Below are 20,920 nucleotides of genomic sequence, written 5' to 3'. Positions count from 1 at the left end.
TTATTTAATCTAACACACATATTTTTTTTTAGAGAACAAAAAAAATTCTCTAAATAAATTACAATAATTATATAATTAAAATAAAATATATAAATAAAATCAAAGAGAGCATCTGAACACTATTCGTTCGACAGAAAAAAAAATAAAAATGGTAAAAACTTTTAGTAATATACTATAATAAAAACACTCCGATTAACACTTGGAGAACAAAAACATGGTAGTGGAAAATATAGTACTTGCACTATCGTATTTGATGTTAGCAAGTTACTACATATTGTTGGCCATTAACCTGCTAATGAGTTAACAATCTATGATGTTAAATAGGAAGCACAGTTTGATTTATACGAAATTTTCTAATTTAATAAATTGACCATTTATATGATAATTAGCTTTAATATGTGTTTTATAGCTTCCTTTTTTACACATAGCCATGAAAAATTATAATTTTTCCACTCTAAAAACACAAAAATTTTTATTAAAAGAATAAGGATAAATTTGAATTAACAAATTTTGACACATCCCTATTCAACACACAAATCTGGCTTGTAATAGCATCCTCATCTAAAGATGCTATCTGATTATATTGATATCATAATATTAAAAAGTTTTGAACACGTCATATGGCTAAAAAAAATAGATAATCAAATGCATTACCTAAAATAACAAAAATTACTAGTACATAATAACCACATATATTAACCTATGAAATTATGGAACCCAATCGCATTTTTTATTAGTTTTTTTATGAGCGGAATCATGGCTTTAATCTTTTCATATCCGATGGGAATGCCTGTATGGTTATGTTTGGCGTTATGGCCTGTACGTTGGCCTGTAGCATACTTTTTTGCTAATTTCATCTGCAATCCTTTAGGATTCAAACTGGCCGTTAAGGTATTCGGATTTGAACCTGGTCAAAAAACCGGCCTTTTCAACCCTGTGCCGTTTTTCATAAGCCTGCAGATGAGTTTTATCATACCACTGATATTCGGAGTTACCACTAACCTGCCTGCAGATATCTTCTTCCTGACCTGGCCTATACGCTGGTTTGTTGCATACTGTCTGGTCAATTTCATTGTAAGGCCTCTCGCTTTCAAATTATCTATTAAATTATTCAATTTTGACCCTGAGGCACAGTAATGAAAATCAACGACATTGACATTGTCATCCAAAGGAAAAACATCAAGAACATGTATCTTCGTGTTGTTCCGCCTGAAGGTACTGTTAAGATTTCCGCACCATACCATGTAAGCGACGAGCAGATAATTGATTTCATCCGTTCAAGAATGGACTGGATTATAGAAAAGCGCTTTAAGATAGCTAACGGCAATTATCTGCCTAAACTTAAATATGTCAATGGCGAGAAGCATCCTCTCTGGGGTGAGGAATATGATTTGCAGCTGATTGCAAACAATATAAAAAGAGCATTTTTAAAGGACGGCACGATTTATCTGCCCGTTTCCAAAAGAAGCAAAATGGAAAGGCGCCAGAAGACTTTGGAAGATTTCTATCGCCTCGAATTATCCAGAGAGATTGATGAAATCTATGACAAGTGCTGCGGGATTGTCGGTGTGAAGCCCCGGGAAGTTAAAATCCGTAAAATGAAGAACTGGGGAAACTGCAAGCAGAACAGAGTGATTACACTTAACCTGAACCTTGCAAAAAAGCCTAAAATCTGTCTTGAATACGTCTTTATCCATGAGCTGTGCCATCTCATAGAGTTCAATCATGGGAAAAATTTTAAAATGCTGATGGATAAGAACTGTCCCAACTGGAGGGACATAAAAAAAATGTTAAATAGCTAAAAGAGAATTATTCTTCCCTTTTAAGCATATCTTCTTTTTCGTCTGGTGTGAGCTGTTTAACGATATCTTCAGGAGTGCCTATATCCAATAGTTTTCCTCCTCTCATTAAAGCGGCTCTGTCACAAACATCCAATACGAAGTCCATATCGTGTGAAATGATAATGAATGTCTGTTCCAAGTCAGTACGTGCTTTTAGGATTGAATCTGTAACAACTACACGAGTGACCGGATCCATTGTACCTGTAGGCTCGTCCAATACAATGAGTTTAGGTTCCTTAATCAGCACCTGTGCAAGAGCTACCCTGTGCTTTTCCCCCACACTTAACTCATCAGGATATTTATCCAAAATACCTACTGCAGTTGTGCTGCTGAATCCTACTGTGGTCAGTGCATCAATTGCCTTAATCTTACCGAACTCTGCAGGCAGTTCAAGACTGATAGCATCAGTCAGGTTACCCAATATGGTTCTGTGAGGATATAAGGAGTATTCCTGGTGGAGCAGACCTATATAAGGCATGATACGTCCACGGTTTAAAGGACCTACTTTAGTCATATCGACCCATTCGTCTTCTCCCAAGCGGATTTCGATTTTACCGCTGCTCGGATCTGTCAGTCCCATAAGCATTCTGGTTGTTGTGGTCTTACCGGATCCGCTTAAACCTACTATACCGAAAATCTCTTCCTTGTTGATTGTGATTGAAACGCCGTCAACAGCTTTGATGACTCCCCTTTCGATGGAATAGTAATGTTTTTTAACGTCTTCCAATACCACTTCAGGTTCACCGAATTCAGGGATTTCAGGTTTTTCCGGAACAGGTACGGTAGCCATGAAGTTGTCCACAATGGTTTGAGGGTCACCTTCCTCTTTGATTTCACCGTTTTCAAACCATACAACTTTATCTGCAAGCTCAGTCATTACTTCAGGCCAGTGGGATGTGATGAGCATTGTGATTCCTTCATCCTTTACGCCTTCTTTTAATGTATTGTGAAGTTTTACAGCAGTCTGAGGGTCAAGAGTACCTGTTGGTTCGTCTGCCAGAAACATCATAGGATCTTTAGCAAGCTGTCTTGCAAGAACAACCCTTTGTTTTTCTCCCCCACTCAGGTCACGTGCAATGTGTGTGATACGGTGGTTCATCTGAACCATTTCCAATAATTCTAAAGCTTTGTAGAGACCTTCCTCGTAATCTATTTCGTCTCCCATAGCTCTCATGACGTTTTCAATAACTGTTTCTTCGTCATATAATGCGAAGTTACGTTGAAGCATGATGGAAATTCTTCTTTTAATAGCTGCGAAGAGTTTTCTGTCACAGTTGAAGAAATCCACTTCCTGAACTGAGAGTTCGCATCCGCAGGAACATTTTTCTCCGTCATGGGATGGGGATTCGATTGTCAGACAGTTAGGACATACGGCAACATTAATCAGTACTTTACCGCCATCAGGCTTGTAATCGAGTGTACCTCTGAGCATGTTGATTAAAACGGATTTACCACTACCACTACGTCCTAAAATACCTAAAGTCTCTCCTTCATCAATCTCCAAGTTAATATCCTTTAAAACATCTACTCCATTAAATGATTTAGTAATGTTTTTGAGTGTTATAAAATTCATAGATAACTCACCTATTTTTAAATAATTAATGTTTTAATTTTGAGTATTAATAATACTTTTGTTTTAAAAATCAGCAATATTAAAATTTAGGTTTCCGGAAATTACTCCACGGGCTATTGAAAAGCCATAAACGCCGCAGTCATACATTTTTTGGATTTTTTCGGCAGAATCAATTGAATTGTTTCCAATAACTTTAATATCAGTATTGCCGCAAACATTTCTCAGCAATTTCCAGTCGGCATCAAACACATTGGGATCCATTGCATCCAAGTGCAGATAGTCCGCTCCGGCATCCTCTATTTTGTGCGCAATATCAAGAGTGTCTATCCCTTCGACGTTTGCACGGATTTTGACTGACACTTCGCTTTCGGCGCCATCAACAATTTGGGAGATGTAGTCTGAAAGATCCGGTCTTTTCAGCATCTCCTGGCCGCAACCAATAGCTGTTATTTCATCCTGACGGCAATGACAATTTATTTCTATTATATCAAGTTTTTCTATTTTTGATGCTTCAATTATTGGTTCGGGAACAGTTGAGCGCACGTTTGCGCTTACTCGGATGTCGGGATATTTATTTTTGATTAGATTTACTTCACTTTCAATGTGGGGAATGACCTCATCGATTTCAAAGTGGAATTCCTTTCTTCCCCTTTCGATTATCTTTCGGGATGCTTCAATAGTCTTTTCGTCAAGGCTATATCCGCCTAAAGTAACTACATCAAATCCGTATGGAATAACTTTATTCAAAAATTCCGCATCTGTTATTCCGGCCATTGGTGCAACTACTTTAATCTTTAAATCCCCCTAGTATTCCTTTTCGATTACCCAGGTCCAAGGTTCGTTGTTGCGGTCACGGATTTCTTCAAGACCAATGTCAGCCATATATGCTGCATCTTCAGCGTTTTTGCCTCTTCCGATACCTGCTTTAAGACCGATTCCGATTTCATCATCGATTTCAACAAGGATTTCCTTGATTTCCTCTTCGGTGAGTCCGTTGCACGGTGCCATGAAGTTGTCTCCGCCTATGAAGAACAATAATGCTCCTTTTTTAATGAGTTTTGTCATAAGGTAATGTTGGGCCTTGTTGACCATGAAGCTTGTGTCGAATGCTGATTCGATATCAGTTAGGGTTTCTGTTACGCTGTTGATATCGATGTGTGCTGCCTGAACGTAGCTGTCTTCCTCGGACACTAAACTGTCGATAGCCAGGATTTCTTTTCTTTGTGAGGATTGTGCTCCTCCTTTTTCCTGCAGTGCTACGGTAGCCAGTCTTTGGGCTTCGTGAGGAGTTTCAGCAGCTCCGACACCCATACTTACTGTGATTGGGTATCTGTTTCTGATGGATCTTTGGATTCTGAGGTGGTCCTCTTCATCAAGACCGTTTGAGATTGCAAGCAGATTGTCGAATCTTGTGAAGAAAACCAAACCTTTTTTGTTTCCAAAATGGTTGTTTAAATCTGCAAATAAGCTTGCCTGTAACATTTGTAAATCTGATTCAGTACGTGGTCTTGGAGTGACTGTCCAAGGACCATAATTGTCTATTTGTATCAATGTCATTTGTATCATTGCATTACCGCCTAACTTCATCAGATACCATCTAGAATTTTTTTGGCCAAACTAAATTTGGTATCTGAACTATTCATTATAGTATTTGTAATTATTACTTTATTAATAATTTCGCCTAAAGCATCTTTCATATTTTCATCCTGACTGTCAATTACAATTACATCTAAAAAATCTTTGTATAATTTTGCAACACCAAGTGATGAGACTTCAATTCCCATTGCCTTCATAAATTTTGCAGCGGGCCCTGAAACGGAATCGTTTCCAATTATCGGTGAAACTGCTATTACCTGAGTTTCTTTTAAAGCCTCTTTTACCCCTTCAAGTGAGAGTATCGGTAATATTGATGTTATCGGATTTGACGGTCCGATTATTACTGCATCGGAATTTCTTATTGCATCGATTATGCCCTCGGCAGGTTTGACTTTTGAGAATTTCACATCAAGAACTTCCGGTTCTGACTGATGCTTTATCAAAAAGTCATGAAAATCAAGCTCGCCTATGTCTGTGACTATCTTGATTTCGGAGTTTTCATTACTCATCGGGATAATTTTTGAAGCTATACCCATATGTCTTGACTGAATATCAACACTTTCCTGAAGAGAGTGCTTTTGCATTAAAAGAGTCTTCTGTATTTTGGTGGCTCTGTCGATATCCCCAATTCTGAGCAGCTCCGGACATGATAATTCTTCAAGCCTTTCGTGAGTGATGAACGTGTCGCCCTTAACACCATACCATGTCTCCTCATTGATCATGTCAGCCATTGTGTATAATACCGTGTCGATGTCTGCTGAAACATAGACTCCTGCAAAATAGTCGTTTTCAAGAGTGTTGACGATTATGGTCAAATCCTCGGGGTTGACGATTTCTTTTATTCCCTGCAGAAGCTTTGGAGTACCGGTTCCTCCGGATAAAACAGTAATCATGAATATCACTTATTTCCTGAATACGTCAAATTCCTTCGGCCTGAGCAGAGGTTTGATGTTTGAGTTTTCATCTCTCAAGTAATCGAATCCTGCAAAGCCTGAAATGATAACAACCGGAAGGCCCTCGTCAGCCTGACCCATAATAAGTGACGCTGCACTTGCAAGCTCATCGGCACTTGCGATTTCTGTGGTTTCAAGCTCTCTTCCATATAAATCCTTTTCGCCGATTCTTACCCATAAGGGATTCATTCCACTACATCCTATTGCGGTTCCGATGGCGCCTACCCTGAATGCCCTTCCCTGGGTGTCGGTTATGATAACAGCCAGTTTTTTGTCGAATTCATCTTCCAGAAATTCCCTTATTTTTGATGCTGACTCGTCAGGATTTTCAGGAACCGGAGTTGCAAGACCGTCATCCACATTTGACTCGTCAATTGCCGCATTTGCACACACAAAGCCGTGCTTGGTTTCGGTTACGATGAAATTGGGTCCGACCTCAACGATTTCAGTTGAATTTTCCAAAATCAGCTCCACAAGTTTCGGGTCCTTTTTGCATATCCCGGCCACTTCAAAAGCCTTTTCAGATGGAGTTATATCATCAATCCTTACGATGTTTCCTTCAGCTTTTGAAATCAGAGTTTCGGCTATTAAAATAATGTCCCCGTCTTTTAAATCATAATCCTGCTGTAAAATAGCATCTTTTATAATTTCGGCAATATTGTCCCCTGCTTTAACTAAGGGAATGCCTTCTAAGCCTGTTAAATTAATCTGCATAGTAATCATCTTAAAAAAAAATAAAAAAATTATGGATTATGAACGTCTATAGTCCATTCTCCATCAAAAACGGTAGCGCAAGAGGTTACCGGTTTTTTGTAGTTTGCAAAGGTTCCTTCATCAAAAATAAATTTTGCAGCTTCACTTGCGGTTTTGGCTGTGAACTCTACAGAGTCATGAACCTGACTGCCGTAAGTTGATATGAACACTGCATCGCCGTAAGGCACCTGCTCGACCAACAGTTTCTTGTCGTTTGCTATACCGACATAGCATCCGTATTCATCCTTCTTATTTGTGGATGTCACAACACCTGCAATCCTTGGAGTATGATAATCGTCCTTTTCATAATCCATTGTAAGCAGGGAATATGCTATTGCATCTTTTATGTTCATTCCCAAGGAAATCTTATCGGCAATCACGTCGGTGTGAGACCCGTTTGACACGATTGCGGTGTCACGGACAATACGAAGACAGTTATAGGTAATATATGTGTTTTCGTAGATGTCCTTTTCAAAACCTTCCTTAGGAACGATTGCTGCTCTTGTGTCGAATTTAAGGCATTGCCTGTTAGGAAATGACCTGCTTGACACCCTGTAAGCAGCAAACGGTTTTCCATCACTATTCATCCCAATTGATAATATCCTCCCAGTATACATACAATCTCCTCTTTAATTAAACGTTTGGACGTTGAACGGCCTTATTCGGATCAATTCCTGCAGGAGTGGTAATTACAATCTCTCCCGGCCTGATCGATATCTGTCCCTCATCCATAACCTGCGCCAGAACACCTACGGCACTTCCGCTTATGGCATCGGACTTGTCCACGCCGTTGACGGTGACCTTGTGCAGATTAGCAACAGGCACAATATAATATTCAGCATCTCCCGAAACGTCAGTTACGTTAGGCTTACCAGTTCCGCCGTCAGTAGCATCGGTCGGCATGTCGACAGCTGAAAAGTTACTAGTTACAACTAGAAAAATCATTATTGTAAACAGAATATCAATAAATGGAACCAAATTAATATTCGGTTTGGTATCGCCCAAAACCTTCTTCTTGTAAGATTTAATGTCAATTGCCATAATAACCACTTATTGTCTCAGTTTACTCTCAGTAATCTCTGCATTCACATTACATTTCTCTAAAATGATGTTGGCAATACTCTTGTCCAACATACTTGGCTTGAATGAGACCTTGATATTTGCGTAAGGGTCTGAAATGAGACGGGTGTTTACAACACCTTCAGCTTCCTGAAGCGCAGCAACAGCGCATTCCACGTTAGCCTCGACTCTAACCTTAACGACAGCAAATCCCCAGTTGGTCATCTTTGTAGCAAGCTCGATTTTATCCATTTCCGCTTCTATGAGTCCCTGAATGTAAGTGTAGATAGGCAATAAGATAATTACAACGAAAAGACCCATGATGGTGGTGGTGAGTGCCACGTAAATACCTTCAGCCATGGCAGCTGAGTTAGGGTTGACCCCTAAGGACTTGAAGGTCATCCAGATACCGATAACGGTACCGATCAATCCAATGAAAGGAGCAAGCTCTGTAATGGTCTTGATAGTGTTTAATCCCTTTGTCATTTTTGCGACTTCAACGATGAAGATCTGCTCCATACTTTCCTCGACTTCTGTCTTGTTCTTGTATCCGATTTTTAATGTCTCGGAAATGATTCTTGACACGGGGTTTTTAAACCGGTTGATTTGCTTTAAAGCCTCTACAGCCCCTCCTCTTTCCATAGACGCAGTGACAACACCGAATATTTCAGTGGTGTCAACACGACTGATTTTTCTTAAATACGCAATTTTTCTAAGTGAAATAATAAGACCGTAGATACCTATGAAAAGAATTATGTAAGTGATAATTCCCCCCTGGGTAAAGATGTCCATTACTCCATCAAAAATTGGCGAGATATACTCAATAATCATATTTATCCTCTATAAAAATTATATTAAATAATCCTTTATAAGAATAGTATATTTATTCCTATACTTAAAAATAGCTATTTAGAAATTAGTGATAATAGCAGATAAAAAACCCATATAGCACCTGATTCGCCGCTCATCACAACTAAAGTCATTATAAACAATAGTTATTAACCTATAGAATACTTTAACTCATAGAAATTGCTTTGAAAAAATTACTAAAATAAGTCCGAAGAGAATATGAACTGCATTTCGTGTCCCGTCGTGCAATTCATCTCTGCATTAAAGATCTGTGTTCTAGTACTTATTAGATAAATGATATTATCAGCAAACATACTCCAATTAGAATATTTAGATATTCCTTATTTCGATATCCTAAAAATATTATTATAATGCACAAAATTATTTGAATTAATGTTAATAATGATTTTAGCAATATAATCAACTCTTTTTTATTAAATGGTAGGAAGTATTATATACTATTAGACAAGAAAAATATGAGTAATTATTATGGGAAATTAATCCCATAATATGCATTTCAGCAATTCCAATAATGCTGTGATTAACATAAGGATTGCTGAAATGAGTCTCATTTTTTCATCATCCATAGCAGTATCACCTCCTACAAAATTATGTTATTCATTCTAATATTTAAATTTAAGGATTATTTGACCGTGAAAAATTGTTCTGACCGTGAAAAATTGTCCTGAGAAAAACATACTATTTAAATATTTCTATATTTTAGAAATAATGTTGATTTTAAAATATCTTCCTCAAAAAATAAATTATAATCAGCCGTGAAAAATAATTTCATTGCAAACTATTACTTTAACTCCACCAAATTGCTCTAAAAAAATCATTTATTAAATGATTTACTTTTTAATTCTTAAATAAACATTTATTTGTTGTTTAAACAAGATATGAATTCATGAAAATTAAAAAAATCATTTTAATATTGAGTATTTTAGTAGTTAGTATGTTGAATATAGGTTCGGATTTCAAGGAATATAAAACTTTAAAAAATAATAAATCCCCAATAATTAAAAAAGAAAATTTACCAGATGAATTTAGTGATGAAACATATAATCTCATCATTGATTTCATTGAAAAAACTAGACAATTAGATTACGAATGGATTTTATATTTTGATTATTGTACGGGTGAAATTCTTAAATGTGTAAAAGGTAAATCAGAAGAAGTTATTGTTACTTTTGATGAAAATGAATTTAAAAATAACCCTGTTGCATCAATACATAATCACCCAAAAAATATACTATCTCCACCATCAGCTAAAAATTTTGGAATTTTAAAACGTGCTTTTGATGATTATGAACTGATTGCCGGATTAGAATATTTTTGGATTTTAAAAGCTAAAGGTTTGCATGAACATCTAATTGAAGACATGAATAGAGCTTCGGAAATTGCTTTTGATGTATCCTACATATTTTGCATAAATCATTATAAAAAAGGAAGTGTGTTCAATAAGATGCAAGATTTACGATATGGTTATGAATTATTAAAATATATAAATGATGAAAACATAAGTGATATACAATTAACCAAACTGGAGTATCAATATGAATAATAGAAAAACCACTATTTATCATTGTAGAAAAATAATAACCAATCCCAATGTACACAGATTTGCCCGAGCTTTCGAAAGATGTCCATACACCCCAACAGCAAAGGACATAATGTATAACTTCTACAAAAGCGAAGGCATGGATGTTGAATATAGTGAAATCTTTGATGACAGCGAAACGACAGAACCGAAATTCACAAACATGGAAAACAGTGAAACTGAAGTCTACAAAAGCATTAAAGGAACAAACGATCCCGAAGTAATTGAATTTGCCAAATTTCTTGAAGAATGTCCATATGCACCGACGGAAAATGAAATGATGTATAACTTCTACACAAGCATCGGCATGGATGTCGAATACGACGAAGTCTTTGCAGAATAGTTTTAAAATCAGATCAGTGTTGTCTGAACATCCTTAAGCTTTGCAACGGTTGACCATGACTTTCTAACAAAGCCCGGCATTTCGCTGTATGTGTAATTTGAGAGAAACTTTTTAGTTGTGGGATCTGAAGGATATCCTGAACCGATTCCGCCGACATCCTCAAAGTACTTGTTGATTTCAGCAATTGCATCATCCCTGGTCTGTTTTGCAATGATTGATGCTGCGCTGACTTCAATATACTTGTCGTCTGCCTTGTGTTCGGCTGTAACGTCAACTTTTGTTGCTCTTTTAAGCTTATCTTCAAACCTTTGTGGCTTTACGTCAACCGCATCGACTATGGCCTTGTCGCAGTCAAGCTTTAACAGGAGTTCCTGCATTCCTTTACGTTCAATTTCGTTGAGGTTTACACCATTTGCTCTCATCTCATCGATGTCCTGGGCGGAATAGATTACTGTATCCCATTCAAACATCTTTTTAAGTTTTCGGGACAGCACTTCTCTTCTTTTGGCTGTGAGCTTTTTTGAGTCCTTGACGCCCATATTGTCGAGAATTGCCTCTTTGCGGTTGTCAATAACAACACCTGCAATGACCAGGGGACCTAAAACGGAACCTCGTCCTGCCTCATCAATGCCTAAAATATTCATTTAAATCAAAAAAAAGTAAAAAAAGAAATAATTAATTAAAATTATTTCATAGCTCTTAAACGTACTTCCGGTTCTAATGCGAGAGGTTCAGCTGCTACAATAGCTGTTCCTTTTGCAACTACAGTCATAGGATCGTCGGATATTTCGATTGGAATTGCGATTTCATCGAATATTCTCTGTTTGATTCCTCTGAGTCTTGAGCTTCCTCCGACTGCAACGGAGTTGTTGTATACGCCCATCATTAATTCCGGAGATAATCTTTCCAGGATGATGTTTAAACCGTCGACGATTTGTTTCATGAACGGTTCAACTGCATCTGCTACGAGCATGGAGTCGATGACGACTTTTTTAGGTCTGTTGGTTTCAAGGGATTTTCCGATTACTTCAACGCTTAGGTTTTCCAGCTGTTCTGAACAGTGAACCATTCCGACTTCCATTTTTGCAGATTCTGCATCATGAATACCAATTGCTACATCGTATCTTTCTGCTACAAGTTCGACGATTTTGTTGTCGATGTCATCTCCACCGCGTCTTACGGTTTCTATGTCGTTGATACCGCCTAATGAGATGATTACAATATCAGTGGAACCTGCACCGATATCCACGACCATTGTTCCGTTAGGTTCTGCGATAGGAAGTCCTGCGCCGATTGCTGCTGCAAGACCTTCGCTGATTACGAGAATGTTTTGTGCGCCTGCTTTTCTTCCGATTTCTTCTGCAGCGTTCTTTTCCACTTCGGATGCATCACCAGGAATACCGATAACGATTCTTCCAACACTTTCTCCTTCGTTGATTCCTATCTGCATTGCTTTGATAAGTAAAGCCTGTGCCTGTACAACGTTTTCGATTACTCCTTTTTTGAGTGGCCTTACGGCGAGAATGTCTTCCGGAGTTCTTCCAAGCATTTTTTTAGCTTCCTCTCCGACTGCAAGCACTTCGCTTGGGTCGTCTTTTTTGACAGCAACCACAGATGGGATTTGGTATAAATCAAATTTATCCCCTGAAGGTTTTGCTATTACAGTGTTTAAAGTTCCTAAATCTATCCCTAAACTGTTACTGATAACTCTTGCATCAGTAATTTCTAGTTCTTCCTCATCGTTTCCGAAAATATTCATGACTAATCCTCCGTTATAATATCTTTAAAATCTATAACAAATATTTTATTAGATGTAGCAATACTTTGAACCCTTTCAACGTCTTTATCATTTTCTACGGAAATGAGTATTGTTGACAGGACAACCTCATTTGCATTGTAAAATGGTTTTAAAGCGGATTTAACAAATCCCGGTAGCTTCACGGAATCGTTCAGGTCAACTTCGATATATCCTGTTGTCTGTGATTCCTGCAGGATTGCAAATGGAATTCTTCCCTTTTCTATTATTGAGACTGAATCCCTTATCGTATCATCCGGAGCGACGAACACCATTATGTTTGACTCCTCCTGAGTATAGTAATGTGAGATTCTGATGAACGCTCCGCCCCTCGCCTGGGAGTAGCGGCCGAACTCTTCAATTCTTCTTGAATTACCATATAACATGATGAAGTCAAATTTTTTGTCCAGTCTTCCTTCATTCAATACGACGTGCTCTCTGAATAGAATTTTTACGCTATTCTTTGATGCAATTGCTTTATATGCAACATTATCGACTAAATCAACATTTCCTGCAATCACACACCAAACTTTATCATCTATTGGGTTATCCGAGGATGCTACCCTTGCCGCTTGTCTGAGAATGCGTATATTATCTTCTATCATTTAACTACTCGCAATTATATTAATATAAGTTCTAAATACATTTAATTAATAGTTAAATTAATTAAAACCCCCATTTTAGCATGAAAAAAATCGCTGAATTAAGGTACTATTAATTAAGGTCTAACAATATTAAATTACTTTAAATTGTTATATATATTTTATCTTTAAAGGCAATACTTATCAGTGAGAACAATTTTTATTGGTGAGATTAAAATTCTTATTTTCTTGAAAATAACCTTAACAATATCATAATATAATAAATAAAGAATTAAAAGCTTTAATATAAGTTAAACTTAATAATAAAAAGGTTAATAGTAATATTAAAGTTTTTAAGAATTTTTTCTAAAAGCTTGTCGGGCATCGGCGAATAGTGTCACAGCATTTTAAAAATTACACCGGTGCCCGGTTTTTAAAAAAACTTAGTGAGGCTTTTATAATGACTAGAAAAGATCCACATTTTCCCAAAAGCTTTGGCGAGCTTGAAGATTTAAAAACGGGCGAAATGCCAAGGCCAAAGCTTAAGGAAGAAAAAGAAATAACTGCAATTGAAGCGTTCAACAACAAGCTGGGTTCACTGTTTAAGATTAACGATAATATAAATGACGAAAAGAAGCGAAAAATCGGAATGATAATCACCACACTGATCGTGCTGACGCTTATCATATCCGCTTATTATTTTTTGATTTATGAACCGGCACAGCAGGAGCTCAACACAGCCAAAGCGGCAAAGCTCAATGAACTTCACGACCTTTACAGAGGACCTCTTGCAAGCGACGGAAGAGTCTTCAGCCTGGAAGATGAAATAAACAGCGCAAACAGCGTTTATGAAGTTGAATCGATTAATATCATGATGTATGCCACAAAGGACTGGAAGAACTTCCATCTCAAATCCATACGTTCGAACACCGACCAGTTCAACCGGACGATGGCCGTTTATGACAACGAATCAAGAAACATGATAATGTCGGCTGAGGAAGCTGTTAACATTGTAAACGGCAATGATGCAGGAAAATTATGTGAAATTACATTCAAGATGCCGAATACCGTTTCGGTTCCGATTCTTGTCTCACGCCTTCAGGCGGGAGCTGGCCTTATAAGTGTGGGAAGCATTGTTGATATCTATAAAAACAACAATGACACCTTTGAGGAGAATATTACCAATTCAACCGAAGCTGCTGTCAGCGGATGCACAGTTCTATCCATTATGAGATATGAGGATAACGGTGAAATCGAATCCGAATACTCAAAGGCAAACACCATCGTTGAGGGAAATATGACAAATCCGTCTGAAAACACCCAGACCTTCAATTCAAATGTCCTAGAGATGCTTAAGGGTGCGATAATTCGAGGGTATGATGAGGAGGCCACAATAGACATGCTGAGGGATTACGGAATCAAGCTTTCAAGCTATGAGCGCCAGATTAACTTAGGAGATCTGGACGCTGAGTACATGCTTCTGGTTGAGGCTCCGCAGGACAAGGTGAATTTCATTCTGGAGAATATGGACAGCATTGTATTGACGATACCGACCTCAAAGGCTCCCTCATGGATGGCAGGTGAGATTAACGCAACATACTCACCTGGATAGAAAAGCTATTTTAATTGATTGAACAAAAGTGATACTATGGAAAAACCAAATATTACAACGATAATCATAATCATTTGTATTCTGATAATCGCCCTGTATGCGGCCGGAGAGGTCAACTATTTCTCAGCAAAGACAATAACTGAGAAAAACATCACCTCACCTGTCGTGATACTTGAAAAGGTTGGAATTCAGGAAAAAATCAACAACGTTTCCCTTTCCCAGGGAGTTATGATGGATGAGAAGTCCTCCATTCCGACCGAGGGAGACGTCATGCTTTTCGGGCACAGGACGCTTCAGGGCTCACCCTTTTTAAGGCTTAACGAGATTGAAAAGGGCGACATCATAACCCTTGAATGGCCGGGAGTCGGTGAGGTCAACTATACGGTCATCAACTCATCAATCGTTCCCGCCACTTATCATCTCTCAACTACAGAGTCCAGCGACCACATATTTCTGATAACATGCGATCCAATCGGCTCCACGGCAAACAGACTGATTATTGAAGGTGTTGAGACCAACGTCAGCGGAATTGACGAGAAAATCGTTCAGGACAATCCGCAGGAGTCCTATGCATTTATCATTGCAGGAGTGTTCCTGATTGTGGGACTGATTGTTTCATTCATCTATCCTAAGGAAATGAGGCCTTACATTCTGGCGACAGTGCTTATAGTATCAGCAGTGCTGTTTTATTTCTGCTTCAATCCGATGTCTTCACAGGTGATTTACGACAAGATTATCTTTTTGAATGGAGGAATCTAAAATGGACGTTAACGAAAAATACTTTTCAAACATTACAAAAAGGGAACGTGCAATCTTTGAAGGGGGTATCTCAATGGGCGCCCTTTTCCATCAGTTTGTAGGAACGCCGGTCAATGAGTCAACAAGAGAAAATCTTGAAAGGACAATTGAGGATTCATTTAAACTGCAGCCTGCAATCGAGGACGTTGAGGTTAAAATCAATCTTAATGACAATACCGAGTTCGACTACATTTCCCTTTCAGGAGATATGCTTGACGTGAGAATACATACCGCAGTTGATGATGTAAAAGCAGTCATCAGAATAGAGTTTATTGAAGAGCTTAACTATCCTCTCATGTATGTTGAGGAGATTTAGTATAGCTTTTTTAAATCAGATATAAATTCATTTAAGTGAGTTTTGGTTACATGGTTCATGAGGACAATTCTTATTGCCTTAGGACAGTTTGCAACTGAAACTTTCCACCCATTTATTTTTTCTAATTCTTCTGATAATACATCAGGACTTTTTTCAGGGTGATTGAAAGCAACAATGTTGAGTTCCGGCTCGACTATGACATCATAACCTATTTCTTCTAAGGATTCCTTTAAAAATTGAGTGTTTTTCATGAGATTATCAGCAAGCTTGGAATATCCTGATTTTCCGAAATACTTTAAAAGAGCGTAAGTTGCAACTGTTGAAGCTCCAAGACGTGTTCCCACAATTGTTGACTGGGTCTTTACTGTCAGATATGGTGAGTCAACCGCCATCACTTCAAGATACTCCTTTTTCCTGAAAATTATTCCACCTGCCGGAATCGGTGCAAGCCCCATCTTATGCGGATCTACCGTTACTGATGAAACACCTTTGAGTTTAAAATCAAATTCAGGAAAATCATAACCGATATTTTTAAGAAACGGTATTGAAAATCCGCCGAATGCCGCATCAACATGGAAGTAGATATTGTTTTCATGAGCGATTTTTGAGAGTTCCTCAATCGGGTCGATTAAACCGAGTTCAGTTGTTCCGGCAATTGCCACAATTGCTATGGTCTTATCGGTGATTTTACTTTTTACGGAGTTTACATCAATTTTATAATTTTCATCAAGATCGGCTTCGACAATTTTAAGGTTCATCATGTCCGCCGCCTTTTTAAATGAGAAATGAGCAGATCTCGGAAGGATAATTTCTCCGTTTTTGATTCCCTTATACTTTCTTGCATGATTTCTGGCAGCCCTTACAGCCATGATGTTTGCTTCGGTTCCTCCCGTCACGATATTTCCATAAGCCTCATCAAGATTTAGTAAGTTACCGATGATTTGTATTGTTTTTTCCTCTACTGATTTGGTTCCTTTAAAAAGTCCGGGATCTCCCAGATTGCTGTCAAGAAATCTCATATAGACTTCCTTTGCAAATGGATGTGCTTCTGTACACATTGAGCCCAGAATTCTTCCGTCACGGTATTTTAAATCTTCATCTTGAATCAAATCAAGTTCTTTTAGGATTTCGTCTTTATCTATCGGTAAATCGTTCATAAAATCATCTGATTACATTAAAAATTTTAAAAAAAGAAAAAAAGAAGAAATTTATTCTAGACGCTTACGGGCAGCTTCTAAAATAATTTTCTGTTCAGCACGTGCAACGGTTTTTCTTACTTCCGCTACTGCGTCTGCATTGGAACTAACTGATGTAATTCCGAATTTAACAAGTTTTTCAACGATATGAGGTACACTACCGGCCTGACCACAGATACTGCAGGTAACTCCAGCTTCAGCACATTTCTTAATGGTTCTTTCTATGAGTTTCATTACTGCAGGGTGCTCTTCAGTGTAGTGTTTTGCTACAAATTCATTGTTTCTGTCAACTGCAAGAGTGTACTGGGTCAAGTCGTTGGTTCCAAGACTTACGAAGTCAACACCGATTTCCAGGTAATCCTCAATAGTCAGCGCAGCTGCAGGGATTTCAACCATCATACCGAAGTCAACATCCTTGTGAGGTTCCAGTCCTACTTCAGAACATAATGCTTTTGCCTGGATTAGCTCAGATGGGCTTTGTGACAATGGAATCATGATTCCAATGTTGGTGTATCCCTGTTCATGGAGTTTTTTGATTGCCTTGAATTCGCATTTGAGGATTTCAGGCTGGTCAAGTTCCCTTCTGATTCCTCTCCAACCGAGCATCGGGTTGTGTTCTTCAGGTTCGTTTTCTCCACCTTCAAGTGTTATGAACTCGTCGGTCGGTGCATCAAGGGTTCTGTACCATACAGGTTTTGGATAGAATGCATCAGCAACAATCTGAACGTTTTCAGCGATTGTGTTGATTAGCTCATCCTCTTTTCCGTCTGCAATGAATTTTCCAGGGTGAATTCCTGCGGTAAGCATTAAGTGTTCGGTTCTTAAAAGTCCAACACCGTCTGCACCGGTTGCTGCTGCACGCTCAGCTGCTTCAGGCATACTTACGTTAGCTTTAACTTCAGTTACAGTTAAAATTGGTGCTTCAGCGGCTACAGTCTGCACTTGGGTAGCTTCCTCTTTGACTTCTGTGATTCCTTCAAATACTAAACCTTTTTTACCGTCCAGGGTAACACCAGTGTTTTCCTTTAAGGTTCTTGTAGCATCTCCGGTTCCGACAACACAAGGAATGCCCAGTTCACGTGAGATGATTGAAGCGTGACAGGTTACTCCACCTTCGTCTGTGACGATTCCGCTTGCCCTTCTCATAGCAGGCACCATATCAGGAGTGGTCATTGTTGTAACCATAACATCTCCTTCCTCGATTTTGTTAAGCTCATCGATGTCTAAAACGATTTTTACGTTACCGGTTGCAATACCCGGACTTGCACCTAAACCTCTGACCAGGACTTCTCCTTCAACGCTTGTGCTTTCTTCTGCCGGAGCATCATCGCCTAAGGTTGTGATTGGTCTTGCCTGTAAAAGGAAGAGATTGTCCCTTTCAAATGCCCATTCAGTGTCCATAGGTTCTCCGTAGTGAGCCTGTACCCTTTTACCCATTTCGGTAAGCTCAATTAGCTCTTCGTCGGATAGGACACGTTCATTTCTCATATCTTCCGGAACATCAACTTTTACGCTGGTACCTTTCTCATCATTGGTATACATTACCTTCTTATCAGAGATTGTGACGTTGATGATTTCGTTGTTTGCCTTAGCGACCTGATAGTTGTCTGGAGTTACGTCTCCTGATACAACAGCTTCACCAAGACCCCATGACCCTTCGATTAAGGCGATGTCCTCACCTGTGGATGGGTTTACGGTAAACATTACACCAGCTTTGTCTGCAATAGCCATTTTCTGAACAACAACTGCAATCAGTACTTTTGAGTGCTCGAAGTTGTTTTCTTCACGATAGAATATTGCCCTTGCTTCAAACAGTGATGCCCAACATTTTCTGACATATTCAATTACTTCTTCGTCTCCGCTTACGTGGAGGAAAGTGTCCTGCTGGCCTGCAAAGGATGCTTCAGGCAAGTCTTCAGCGGTAGCGGATGACCTGATAGCCACATCAGTGTCATCTTCGCCAACCCTCTGACAGAGCTGATTGTAAGCTTCCTTGATAAACATGATCATATCATCCGGAATTGGAGTTTCGACAATGATTGACTTTATTTCTTCAGCTGCAGCTTGAAGAGCTTTAGTGTCGTTGATGTCGATTTTATCCAGAATGTCTAAGACCTTATCATTAATTCCTGTGTCTTCCATGAATTTCTGATAAGTTTCTGCAGTTACTACAAAACCCGGCGGTACAGGAATGCCTGCTTGTGTTAATTCACCTAAATTAGCACCTTTTCCGCCTGCAATTGCAATATCAGATTTGTTTAAATCCTCAAATTTTTGTACGTACATGAAATATAACCTCTTGGTTTTAAAAAATTGAAAAAGTAAAAACTTAGTCAATCAATAATACTATTTTTATTTTGAACACTTATAAAATTATGTAAATGGCTTTGGATTTTGTGGGCTGAACAATATTTTGAATGATATTAAGTATGATTTAAATAGTTCAACAAGCATAATAATTATTAAGCCATTTTTAACAACACCACCTCAAATTACAAAGATTTGAAATAAGTTTTATTAGCTAATTTTACTTCTTTAAGGCAATATTTGAACGAGTTTGTTAAATTGCTTGAAATATTAATAAATGTTGAGTATTATGCATATCCAAAGAATTGAAATAAAAAATTTTAAAAGTTTTGAAAATGCAAATGTTGATTTAAATGATTTTAATGTTATTGTTGGAGCACAAGCATCAGGTAAATCAAATTTTGTCGAAGCTTTTCAGTTTTTAAAAGATGTTAGTGACGATTTTGAAAAAGGAATAAATACACATGGAGGACCATTTTTCCAAAATCTCAATCTAGAATCATACACCCCCTCATGCATAAAAGTAATATTGGGAAGTGATGATTCATTTATAACCAGAGCAAATCCTGATTTGGATTTTAAAATACGATATAATGCTATTGAATATGAATTATGTATTAATTTTAAGGATAATTCACAGGAACTGATTAATGAAAGCGTTAAGTTTAATTTTAACATTTGCAGGGATGATGAAAAGATTTATGAAAATTCATTGCTTTTAGTCAATAAAAATTGCCATATTACCGCCAGTTTCGAGCGGGAAGAGAAATACGTTGACTTGGAGTATTTTGTTCCTAAATCATTATTAAACATTGTTAATGACAATTTATCTGAAAAACATGAATTAATCATTAACACTCCATTATCTGCCATTCCAATATCCTGGACCAATTATTTTAAATCAATAAACTATTATGATTTTGACCCAAAATTCTGTCGATTAGATGATGGGAATGGTAAGGTAAAATTAAGTGAATCAGGCCAAAATCTGCCAGTAGTTTTAGAAAACATCTTAAATGACCATGAAAAGCAAAGAAAATATCTAAACCTTGTTTCAATTTTACTTCCATACATTGAGAAAATTGATGTTTTCAGCCTTGAAGATAATCGTCGAATGTTTAGATTATCTGAAAAATATACGAAATCCCCAGTTTTATCCCCATTTATTTCAGACGGAACGATGAATATTCTCGCACTTATAAGCGCATTATATTTTGAATCAGGAGATATCATATTGATTGAAGAACCTGAGAGAAATATACATCCTGCATTATTCATTCAGCTCGTAGGAATGATGAAAGAAGTTTCACAAAATAAACAAGTAATAATAACAACACACAGTCCCGAAATATTAAACTACTGTGACTTAGAAGACATTCATCTAATTTCAAGAGACAGTAATGGATTTTCAAAAATATCTAAACCAATCAATAATGAAGAAATTAAAGTATTCGTTGATGAGTTAGGAATTGGACAAATCTTTGTTGATGATTATTTGGAGTTTGGAAATGAATTGTGAGTTTTTTATCGGCACTTCACAAACTGAGTTTAGAAATTTGAACATTCCAGACAATACAGAAGACATCACCAAAGAAATATTTGATAAAATGATTAAAGATATTTTTGATTCTAAAAAAGATGCTCCAATTGAAATTGCAAAAAATTTTGATTTTAACCTTGCAATTGAAAGAAACAAGTCATTTAAATATTTTTTAGAAAAATTAGATAGATTGACTGAAAAATAAATA

The 20,920-nt window shown here is 37.6% G+C and carries 22 protein-coding genes; 9 read left to right on the top strand and 13 right to left on the bottom strand.

What is annotated here, in order from left to right; genetic code table 11:
- Window positions 1-702 precede the first annotated feature (702 nt).
- A complete protein-coding gene (locus tag IJQ68_RS03875) occupies window positions 703-1,137 on the top strand; it encodes a hypothetical protein (protein WP_292797187.1) in 435 nt (144 codons plus the stop codon).
- Complete coding sequence (locus IJQ68_RS03870; protein WP_292797185.1) at window positions 1,137-1,802, top strand: M48 family metallopeptidase; 666 nt, start codon at window positions 1,137-1,139, stop codon at window positions 1,800-1,802. The genes IJQ68_RS03875 and IJQ68_RS03870 overlap by 1 nt, the downstream gene beginning before the upstream one ends.
- Before the next feature lie 7 nt (window positions 1,803-1,809).
- Here IJQ68_RS03870 and atwA read toward each other — a convergent pair whose 3' ends face one another.
- From atwA to IJQ68_RS03830, 8 genes are all read right to left on the bottom strand, one after another.
- Window positions 1,810-3,414, bottom strand: coding sequence for a methyl coenzyme M reductase system, component A2 (gene atwA, locus IJQ68_RS03865; RefSeq protein ID WP_292797182.1), 1,605 nt, complete (start codon window positions 3,412-3,414; stop codon window positions 1,810-1,812).
- A gap of 63 nt (window positions 3,415-3,477) precedes the next feature.
- Window positions 3,478-4,188, bottom strand: a complete 711-nt coding sequence (locus IJQ68_RS03860) for an MJ0144 family RNA dihydrouridine synthase-like protein (RefSeq protein ID WP_292797180.1) — start codon at window positions 4,186-4,188, stop codon at window positions 3,478-3,480.
- Window positions 4,189-4,218: 30 nt separating this feature from the next.
- Window positions 4,219-4,980, bottom strand: a complete 762-nt coding sequence (locus IJQ68_RS03855; RefSeq protein WP_292797190.1) for a GTP cyclohydrolase III — start codon at window positions 4,978-4,980, stop codon at window positions 4,219-4,221.
- Window positions 4,981-5,000: 20 nt separating this feature from the next.
- Complete coding sequence (gene cofD, locus IJQ68_RS03850; RefSeq protein ID WP_292797178.1) at window positions 5,001-5,903, bottom strand: 2-phospho-L-lactate transferase; 903 nt, start codon at window positions 5,901-5,903, stop codon at window positions 5,001-5,003.
- Between the two features lie 9 nt (window positions 5,904-5,912).
- Window positions 5,913-6,686, bottom strand: a complete 774-nt coding sequence (locus IJQ68_RS03845) for a coenzyme F420-0:L-glutamate ligase (protein ID WP_292797176.1) — start codon at window positions 6,684-6,686, stop codon at window positions 5,913-5,915.
- A gap of 20 nt (window positions 6,687-6,706) precedes the next feature.
- Complete coding sequence (locus tag IJQ68_RS03840) at window positions 6,707-7,333, bottom strand: IMP cyclohydrolase (protein WP_292797174.1); 627 nt, start codon at window positions 7,331-7,333, stop codon at window positions 6,707-6,709.
- A 16-nt stretch (window positions 7,334-7,349) separates the two neighbouring features.
- Complete coding sequence (locus IJQ68_RS03835; RefSeq protein WP_292797172.1) at window positions 7,350-7,757, bottom strand: biopolymer transporter ExbD; 408 nt, start codon at window positions 7,755-7,757, stop codon at window positions 7,350-7,352.
- Window positions 7,758-7,766: 9 nt separating this feature from the next.
- On the bottom strand, window positions 7,767-8,606 hold the full coding sequence (locus tag IJQ68_RS03830) for a MotA/TolQ/ExbB proton channel family protein (protein ID WP_292797170.1): 840 nt from the start codon (window positions 8,604-8,606) through the stop codon (window positions 7,767-7,769).
- Between the two features lie 925 nt (window positions 8,607-9,531).
- Between IJQ68_RS03830 and IJQ68_RS03825 the strand changes: the two genes are divergently transcribed.
- Window positions 9,532-10,188, top strand: a complete 657-nt coding sequence (locus IJQ68_RS03825; protein WP_292797167.1) for a hypothetical protein — start codon at window positions 9,532-9,534, stop codon at window positions 10,186-10,188.
- Window positions 10,181-10,567: a hypothetical protein gene (locus IJQ68_RS03820; RefSeq protein ID WP_292797165.1), complete on the top strand. Its 387-nt coding sequence runs from the start codon at window positions 10,181-10,183 to the stop codon at window positions 10,565-10,567. The genes IJQ68_RS03825 and IJQ68_RS03820 overlap by 8 nt, the downstream gene beginning before the upstream one ends.
- An 8-nt stretch (window positions 10,568-10,575) precedes the next feature.
- Here the strand turns inward: IJQ68_RS03820 and rnhB are convergent, their stop codons facing one another.
- The 3 genes from rnhB to IJQ68_RS03805 are packed head-to-tail and all read right to left on the bottom strand — an operon-like array spanning window position 10,576 to window position 12,967.
- A complete protein-coding gene (gene rnhB / locus IJQ68_RS03815; protein WP_292797163.1) occupies window positions 10,576-11,211 on the bottom strand; it encodes a ribonuclease HII in 636 nt (211 codons plus the stop codon).
- A 41-nt stretch (window positions 11,212-11,252) separates the two neighbouring features.
- The gene (locus IJQ68_RS03810) at window positions 11,253-12,326 is read right to left on the bottom strand and encodes a rod shape-determining protein (RefSeq protein WP_292797161.1); all 1,074 of its coding nucleotides are present in this window, start codon (window positions 12,324-12,326) and stop codon (window positions 11,253-11,255) included.
- Window positions 12,327-12,328: 2 nt separating this feature from the next.
- Window positions 12,329-12,967 (bottom strand): hypothetical protein, encoded by a 639-nt coding sequence (locus IJQ68_RS03805; RefSeq protein WP_292797158.1) that lies wholly within the window; start codon window positions 12,965-12,967, stop codon window positions 12,329-12,331.
- Between the two features lie 436 nt (window positions 12,968-13,403).
- Here IJQ68_RS03805 and IJQ68_RS03800 point away from each other — a divergent pair, with 436 nt between their 5' ends.
- Genes IJQ68_RS03800 through IJQ68_RS03790 form a run of 3 tightly spaced genes read left to right on the top strand, consistent with a single transcriptional unit; the run spans window position 13,404 to window position 15,669 of the window.
- Window positions 13,404-14,555 carry a DUF515 domain-containing protein gene (locus tag IJQ68_RS03800; protein WP_292797156.1) on the top strand — a complete coding sequence of 384 codons (1,152 nt, stop codon included), beginning with the start codon at window positions 13,404-13,406 and terminating at the stop codon, window positions 14,553-14,555.
- A gap of 36 nt (window positions 14,556-14,591) precedes the next feature.
- A complete protein-coding gene (locus tag IJQ68_RS03795) occupies window positions 14,592-15,314 on the top strand; it encodes a class E sortase (RefSeq protein WP_292797154.1) in 723 nt (240 codons plus the stop codon).
- Between the two features lies 1 nt (window position 15,315).
- Window positions 15,316-15,669, top strand: coding sequence for a dihydroneopterin aldolase family protein (locus IJQ68_RS03790; RefSeq protein ID WP_292797152.1), 354 nt, complete (start codon window positions 15,316-15,318; stop codon window positions 15,667-15,669).
- Here IJQ68_RS03790 and mfnA read toward each other — a convergent pair.
- Complete coding sequence (gene mfnA / locus IJQ68_RS03785) at window positions 15,666-16,826, bottom strand: tyrosine decarboxylase MfnA (RefSeq protein WP_292797149.1); 1,161 nt, start codon at window positions 16,824-16,826, stop codon at window positions 15,666-15,668. The two genes, IJQ68_RS03790 and mfnA, sit on opposite strands and share 4 nt — an antisense overlap.
- Window positions 16,827-16,877: 51 nt before the next feature.
- Window positions 16,878-19,151, bottom strand: coding sequence for a phosphoenolpyruvate synthase (gene ppsA / locus IJQ68_RS03780; RefSeq protein ID WP_292797147.1), 2,274 nt, complete (start codon window positions 19,149-19,151; stop codon window positions 16,878-16,880).
- Between the two features lie 310 nt (window positions 19,152-19,461).
- On the opposite strand from ppsA, the gene IJQ68_RS03775 reads away from it, so the two are divergent.
- Entirely contained in the window at window positions 19,462-20,691 is a 1,230-nt protein-coding gene (locus tag IJQ68_RS03775; RefSeq protein ID WP_292797143.1) for an AAA family ATPase, read from the top strand.
- A complete protein-coding gene (locus tag IJQ68_RS03770; protein WP_292797140.1) occupies window positions 20,681-20,917 on the top strand; it encodes a hypothetical protein in 237 nt (78 codons plus the stop codon). Before IJQ68_RS03775 ends, IJQ68_RS03770 begins: the two co-directional genes overlap by 11 nt.
- Window positions 20,918-20,920: the final 3 nt, after the last annotated feature.

Origin of the sequence: Methanobrevibacter sp. (assembly GCF_017447225.1) — an archaeon.
Lineage (GTDB): Archaea > Methanobacteriota > Methanobacteria > Methanobacteriales > Methanobacteriaceae > Methanocatella.
Note: the sequence above shows the minus strand (reverse complement) of the source record. Positions and strands in the feature narration are given on the sequence as shown.

Bases quoted from the DNA above. Each gene is read 5' to 3' on its own strand.
- IJQ68_RS03875 (WP_292797187.1), top strand. From the start codon at position 703: ATGAAATTATGGAACCCAATCGCATTTTTTATTAGTTTTTTTATGAGC.
- IJQ68_RS03870 (WP_292797185.1), top strand. From the start codon at position 1,137: ATGAAAATCAACGACATTGACATTGTCATCCAAAGGAAAAACATCAAG.
- atwA (WP_292797182.1), bottom strand. From the start codon at position 3,414: ATGAATTTTATAACACTCAAAAACATTACTAAATCATTTAATGGAGTA.
- IJQ68_RS03860 (WP_292797180.1), bottom strand. From the start codon at position 4,188: ATGGCCGGAATAACAGATGCGGAATTTTTGAATAAAGTTATTCCATAC.
- IJQ68_RS03855 (WP_292797190.1), bottom strand. From the start codon at position 4,980: ATGATACAAATGACATTGATACAAATAGACAATTATGGTCCTTGGACA.
- cofD (WP_292797178.1), bottom strand. From the start codon at position 5,903: ATGATTACTGTTTTATCCGGAGGAACCGGTACTCCAAAGCTTCTGCAG.
- IJQ68_RS03845 (WP_292797176.1), bottom strand. From the start codon at position 6,686: ATGATTACTATGCAGATTAATTTAACAGGCTTAGAAGGCATTCCCTTA.
- IJQ68_RS03840 (WP_292797174.1), bottom strand. From the start codon at position 7,333: ATGTATACTGGGAGGATATTATCAATTGGGATGAATAGTGATGGAAAA.
- IJQ68_RS03835 (WP_292797172.1), bottom strand. From the start codon at position 7,757: ATGGCAATTGACATTAAATCTTACAAGAAGAAGGTTTTGGGCGATACC.
- IJQ68_RS03830 (WP_292797170.1), bottom strand. From the start codon at position 8,606: ATGATTATTGAGTATATCTCGCCAATTTTTGATGGAGTAATGGACATC.
- IJQ68_RS03825 (WP_292797167.1), top strand. From the start codon at position 9,532: ATGAAAATTAAAAAAATCATTTTAATATTGAGTATTTTAGTAGTTAGT.
- IJQ68_RS03820 (WP_292797165.1), top strand. From the start codon at position 10,181: ATGAATAATAGAAAAACCACTATTTATCATTGTAGAAAAATAATAACC.
- rnhB (WP_292797163.1), bottom strand. From the start codon at position 11,211: ATGAATATTTTAGGCATTGATGAGGCAGGACGAGGTTCCGTTTTAGGT.
- IJQ68_RS03810 (WP_292797161.1), bottom strand. From the start codon at position 12,326: ATGAATATTTTCGGAAACGATGAGGAAGAACTAGAAATTACTGATGCA.
- IJQ68_RS03805 (WP_292797158.1), bottom strand. From the start codon at position 12,967: ATGATAGAAGATAATATACGCATTCTCAGACAAGCGGCAAGGGTAGCA.
- IJQ68_RS03800 (WP_292797156.1), top strand. From the start codon at position 13,404: ATGACTAGAAAAGATCCACATTTTCCCAAAAGCTTTGGCGAGCTTGAA.
- IJQ68_RS03795 (WP_292797154.1), top strand. From the start codon at position 14,592: ATGGAAAAACCAAATATTACAACGATAATCATAATCATTTGTATTCTG.
- IJQ68_RS03790 (WP_292797152.1), top strand. From the start codon at position 15,316: ATGGACGTTAACGAAAAATACTTTTCAAACATTACAAAAAGGGAACGT.
- mfnA (WP_292797149.1), bottom strand. From the start codon at position 16,826: ATGAACGATTTACCGATAGATAAAGACGAAATCCTAAAAGAACTTGAT.
- ppsA (WP_292797147.1), bottom strand. From the start codon at position 19,151: ATGTACGTACAAAAATTTGAGGATTTAAACAAATCTGATATTGCAATT.
- IJQ68_RS03775 (WP_292797143.1), top strand. From the start codon at position 19,462: ATGCATATCCAAAGAATTGAAATAAAAAATTTTAAAAGTTTTGAAAAT.
- IJQ68_RS03770 (WP_292797140.1), top strand. From the start codon at position 20,681: ATGAATTGTGAGTTTTTTATCGGCACTTCACAAACTGAGTTTAGAAAT.